Raw genomic sequence first — 3,453 nt, forward strand, 5'->3', positions numbered from 1 at the left:
GGCTACGGCCAAAAAATCTCTTTGACCGCAAAAAAGCCGGGTTCAGCTGTACTAAAAGTAGAACACACCACACAAGGCGTTACCGGTACATTGGAGCTCTATGTAGTAAATTCAGAAACCGTCTGCAGTTTTGACAATGTTCCTCAAATGACGATTGAAGCTGGCAAAACTACAAATTGTTATAACTATAGTGGCATGGTCATAGATGACTTCCAATATAAAGAGGTCAAGAATTCTAAGGGTGAACTTGACCATTACTATGTAACTATGACTGTATATAATTCTCTGGATATTTATGGGGCAGTTACTGCCTACGATGCGGCAGGAAATATTTCGGATTACTATGTGATAGACAAGTTTACAACTATGGATAGCAGCTTTATTGATTCTATAATATCTTTGGTTAAAGAAGTAGGGGATTTCTTTTATTTACAGGAAAACAATAAATATTATTCCGGCGAAAGCTTTACAAAGTGTTCAAAGGCAGAAGTAGATGTTCCTGTTGGCGGATACATTGAAATCACCAATAACGCCTCCTCGCCTGTTGCCTTATTTGCAAATCTTATCGGTATTACTGTTGATTTAGCTACCACTACCGGCAGTTTAACAAGCAGCACAGAAAAAATTGCTGATTCTAAGAATTTGATTATAGATCCCATTCTTGAAAAGGCTTTTACCAAGGATTATGCACAGGCAGCAACAGTCAAGGTAATAAAGAGTTTGGCCGTTCAAGAACTAAAGAACAGTGATTGGAGCCTTTTAAATTTTGGGGACAAGATACAATCTTTCATGATGCTCCTCTCCGACTCTGGAATAGATCTTCTGCATCTGTTGTCAGAGGAACTCGCTTCTGCATCAGGTATCGCCTCTATCACAGAATCTGTTGTGCTGGACCTTATTCCTACAGGGGATTTGATCAATGCCCTCTACGCATTATCTGACGCAGGCCAACTGGTGATCGAAGCAAAGCAGTTAAATGAAAGTATCAACTACCCTGAAGGAATCTATCTTTACACAACATCATTCACGGATATTTGTTCAACCGCCTACTACAGCGATTCTGTGCAATGGGCACTCATAAATGAGATTACAACTGGCACTAGTACCACCACCTTCACACCGGATCGAACCTGCACTAGGGCTGAAATTATCACATTCCTGTGGCGCGCCGCCGGGTCACCTATTGTCCAAGACCATGGTTCTTTTTCCGATGTGCCCCCAGGGGTCTACTATGAGGAAGCGGTGGCATGGGCAGCCTCTAACGAATTATTCAGCGGCAGCACCTTCTCCCCCAATGCCCCCTGTACTCGCGAAATGGCTGTGGAGTTTATGTGGCGGTATGCTGGTTGTCCCGTTGCTGAAAAGGCCAATTTTTCAGATGTTTCCTCCCGCGCCGTTGACTGGGCACTTGAAGAGGGCATCACTACTGGTACTGGACCATCCACTTTTAGCCCAGAACGCACTTGTACACGAGCCGAAATCGTAACCCTCCTGTACCGCGGATTCGCAGCATAATTATATTGTTAAAATCAGAGGATACCGTCAAAGATTTGGCGTTATCCTCTGATTTGATTATTCTCAAAACGACTGTCATCCGCTAATCTGTACCCAAGGAAATCACTATCATCTCCATATTATTTCAGAATTACAATTGGCAAATCCAAAAGCCATATCTTTGGTAGTATAGTCTATACGGAAAAACTGTACAAAACAAAAAAAGAAATCCTGTAACCCTTGTGGTTACAGGATTTCTTCGTGGTACGCCCGAAGGGACTCGAACCCCCAGCCTTCAGAACCGGAATCTGACGCTCTATCCAATTGCGCTACGGGCGCATCTGACACGTTCTTTTAACGTGCCAGATTATTATAGCAACCATCCCTCTGTTTGTAAAGAGTTAATTTTGATTTTTCCTAAAAAACTTCCAGTCAGACTTTATTTACACTGCCCCCAGCAGCCTTGAGGCAGTGGCTGTCAGCAAACAAAGGCAGATTCCCAGCGCTGTTGGGATAACCACAGCCAGCACCGTCCATCTTACACTGCGTGTTTCCCGCGCGATGGTTAGGCAGGTGGTGGAGCATGGCCAGTGGAACAGAGAAAACAGCATGGTACACAGTGCTGTGGTCCAAGTCCAGCCGTTTACCACCAACAGTTCCCGAAGAGCCTCAAGGCTTCCCGTATCTTGTAAGGTTCCAGTGGACAGATAGGACATGAGAATGATGGGGATCACAATCTCATTGGCAGGGAAGCCTAATATAAAGGCCATCAAAATAGTGCCGTCCATGCCCAACAACCGGCCGAAGGGGTCCAGAAAACCAGTGCACCAGCCCAAGATGCTGGTTCCTCCTACAGTAATGTTGGCACATAGCCAGATCACCAAACCAGCGGGCGCGGCAACGGCGACCGCCCGCCCCAATACGAACAGCGTACGGTCCAGCACCGAACGTACCAGAATCTGCCCCACTCTGGGGCGGCGGTAGGGCGGCAGCTCCAGGGCGTAGGCCGACGGAATCCCCTTCAGCAACGTATTGGATAAGAGACGAGATATGCCGAAGGTCATAACCACGCCCAGCAGAATGGCCCCGGTGAGCAGCAGTGAGGATACCATTCCCTGCCACAACCCTCCTGCCGTACCCACAAAAAACATGGTGATCAGAGCAATCAGGGTTGGGAATCGCCCATTGCAAGGAACAAAACTGTTGGTAAGAATGGCAATCAGCCGTTCCCGGGGAGAATCGATGATGCGGCATCCCACTACACCGGCGGCGTTGCATCCGAAACCCATACACATAGTATATATAACAATGCAAATAGAAACAGCCCTCCGGAAAGTCCGAAGAGCTGTTTGAGTTTATCATTCTTTAGATGACATATTGTCCCCCGCCTGATCTACTTTGGACTCCAATGCCGCAATCATTTTTGTAAGCCAGACCGGGATGGGCGCCCCCAGGGCGCCGGCGTTCTCGATAATGCTGCCGGCCTCGGTGAGGATGTACCAGATCACCACCAGGGGGCAGAGCAGTACCGTATAGGCGAAGGGCAGCTCCACCCCCGGCACATGGGCCAGCAGATGGCCGATGACCGTATCCAGGATGGCCGCCACGATGACGGCCACCACGCTGCCCAGCTTGTGCCAGATCCCGTCCCGGGCGGTCTTGCTGGACCACTTCCCCGCCCGCAGGGCGGCGGCGGAGCCGGTGGCGTAGTCGATGATCATGCACACGATCCAGGCCACCACCAGCCAGCCGAACCACCCCCACAGGGCGGTAAGGGCGGCGCAGACGGCGGCCACCGCCGCTTTAAAGGAATTGATGTGCTCCATGTCAGGCTCCTTTCTCCGGCAGCAGTCCAAGCCGGTCCAGCACCACGGCGGCCTCCTGCTGGGTGAGCTGGTCCCTGGGCCGGGTGCCGTCGAAGATCCCGGCGGCTACGGCCTTGCTCCACGCCTCCTTGGC

Annotated in this window: 2 protein-coding genes, 1 tRNA gene and 1 pseudogene; 1 reads left to right on the plus strand and 3 read right to left on the minus strand. The window is 49.8% G+C overall.

Translation table 11 applies throughout. The features are described 5' to 3' along the window. The coding region (locus IHN22_RS12505; protein WP_191435685.1) for an S-layer homology domain-containing protein at positions 1-1,515 on the plus strand (1,515 nt) is incomplete at its 5' end. A gap of 241 nt (positions 1,516-1,756) precedes the next feature. On the opposite strand, the gene IHN22_RS12510 is transcribed toward IHN22_RS12505, so the two are convergent. The 3 genes and pseudogenes from IHN22_RS12510 to IHN22_RS12520 all read right to left on the minus strand — a co-directional run bounded on the left by IHN22_RS12510 (position 1,757) and on the right by IHN22_RS12520 (position 3,320). Further along, positions 1,757-1,833: transfer RNA gene (locus IHN22_RS12510), tRNA-Arg, on the minus strand. A 104-nt stretch (positions 1,834-1,937) separates the two neighbouring features. Then, positions 1,938-2,792 (minus strand): annotated as a pseudogene (locus IHN22_RS12515) (nucleoside recognition domain-containing protein); the annotation flags it as partial. A gap of 60 nt (positions 2,793-2,852) precedes the next feature. After that, positions 2,853-3,320, minus strand: a complete 468-nt coding sequence (locus tag IHN22_RS12520) for a phage holin family protein (protein ID WP_191435686.1) — start codon at positions 3,318-3,320, stop codon at positions 2,853-2,855. Positions 3,321-3,453: the final 133 nt, after the last annotated feature.

It is taken from the genome of Flavonifractor sp. An112, assembly GCF_904377885.1.
GTDB classification, from domain to species: Bacteria; Bacillota; Clostridia; order Oscillospirales; family Oscillospiraceae; genus Flavonifractor; species Flavonifractor avicola.